The sequence below is a fragment of the Nesterenkonia sp. F genome (genome assembly GCF_000220985.1).
In the GTDB taxonomy this organism is placed as follows: domain Bacteria; phylum Actinomycetota; class Actinomycetes; order Actinomycetales; family Micrococcaceae; genus Nesterenkonia.
In genome coordinates, this window is the sequence record NZ_AFRW01000059.1 from 1 (window position 1) to 1,448 (window position 1,448).

2 protein-coding genes are annotated in these 1,448 nt (G+C 71.5%); both read left to right on the forward strand.

Translation table 11 applies throughout. The features are described 5' to 3' along the window. The first annotated feature begins 18 nt into the window (after positions 1-18). On the forward strand, positions 19-846 hold the full coding sequence (locus GU5_RS14105) for a DUF3159 domain-containing protein (RefSeq protein WP_010524457.1): 828 nt from the start codon (positions 19-21) through the stop codon (positions 844-846). A gap of 2 nt (positions 847-848) precedes the next feature. After that, on the forward strand, positions 849-1,388 hold the full coding sequence (locus tag GU5_RS15830; protein WP_050806599.1) for a TRAM domain-containing protein: 540 nt from the start codon (positions 849-851) through the stop codon (positions 1,386-1,388). Positions 1,389-1,448: the final 60 nt, after the last annotated feature.

The following is a 1,448-nucleotide window of genomic DNA, read 5'->3' on the forward strand; positions in this document are numbered from 1 at the left end:
GCCGCCGGACGGTGAGCCATGGGCACCTCGGCGCCGCCCGGACGCTCCTCGGAGGAGCACGACCGCGACCCTCATGAGTCCGAGCACCAGGTGCCGGCCGCGCAGGGATCGTCGTCGCACGACCCCGAGCCGGCCGCGCTGTCGGCGGCGGCCTCCTCGCTGAGCACGCGCGAGGACGGGTCGCTGGACGTGATGTCCTCGGTCGGCGGCGTGCGCGGCCTGCTCGAGGCCTCGCTGCCCTCGGCGGCCTTCCTGGTCAGCTTCGTGGTCAGCGAGGACCTGACGCTCTCGGCGGTGCTCGCCGTCGTGCTGGGGGCGGTGTTCACCGTCGTCCGGCTGATCCAGCGCGGCCCTCTGGTGCAGTCGCTGTCCGGCCTCGCGGCGATCGTGCTCTGCGCCGTCGTCGCCCAGCAGACCGGACAGGCGCGGGACTATTACCTGTGGGGCTTCATCACCAACATCGTTTACATCCTGGCCTTCTCCGCCTCCGTCGCCGTGCGCTGGCCGTTCCTGGGGATCCTCTTCGGGCTGGTGCGCGGCGAAGGACTCGGATGGCGGCGCGAGCCGCGGCGGAGACGCCGCTACGCGCTGGCCACGTGGATCGTCACCGCCGTGCTGGCGCTGCGCCTCGTGGTCCAGGTTCCGCTGTACCTGGGCGATCAGCTCGTCGCCCTGGGCACCAGCCGCCTGCTGATGGGTCTGCCGCTCTACGGGCTGGCTCTCTGGGTGGGCTGGATGATCACCCGACCAATCGCCGTCGAGGGGACGGTCGGCACGTCCGCCGCGGGGAGTCCGCCGGACGCCGCACACGAGGCCTCACACGGGGGAGAGGAGCCACGCGCGTGACGATGATGACCACCACCCAGGACCTGACGGGACGGATCCTGACCCTGGACGTCGGCCCGATGGCCCACGGCGGGCACTGCATCGCCCGCCACGAGGGACGGGTGATCTTCGTGCGTCACGCCATCCCGGGCGAGGTCGTGCGCGCCAAGCTCACCGACGCCGGGCCCCAGGCGAAGTTCTGGCGGGCCGACGTCGTCGAGGTCGTCGACGGCTCCGACTACCGACGCCGGCACATCTGGAAGCTCGCCGACTCGCTGCGCGCCCACGAGATGGAGCGGCTGCCGGTGGGCGGGGCCGAGTTCGGCCACATCACCGACCAGCACCAGCGCCGGCTGAAGGCCCAGGTCTTCCGCGACACGCTGCAGCGCATCGGCGGGAGTCTCGGCCCAGGACGCGGCGATGTGCCAGGATCCGGCCGACGGCGAGATCCACGTCTCCGACATCGGCACCCCGCACAGCAACGGACTGCACTGGCGGACCCGAGTGACGTTCGGCGTCGACGAGCACGGCTCGCTGGCGATGAAGCCGCATCGAAGCCATGACCTGATCGAGCTGCGCGGCATGCCGCTGGCGGTCGAGGCCATCCACGAATCGACGATCTT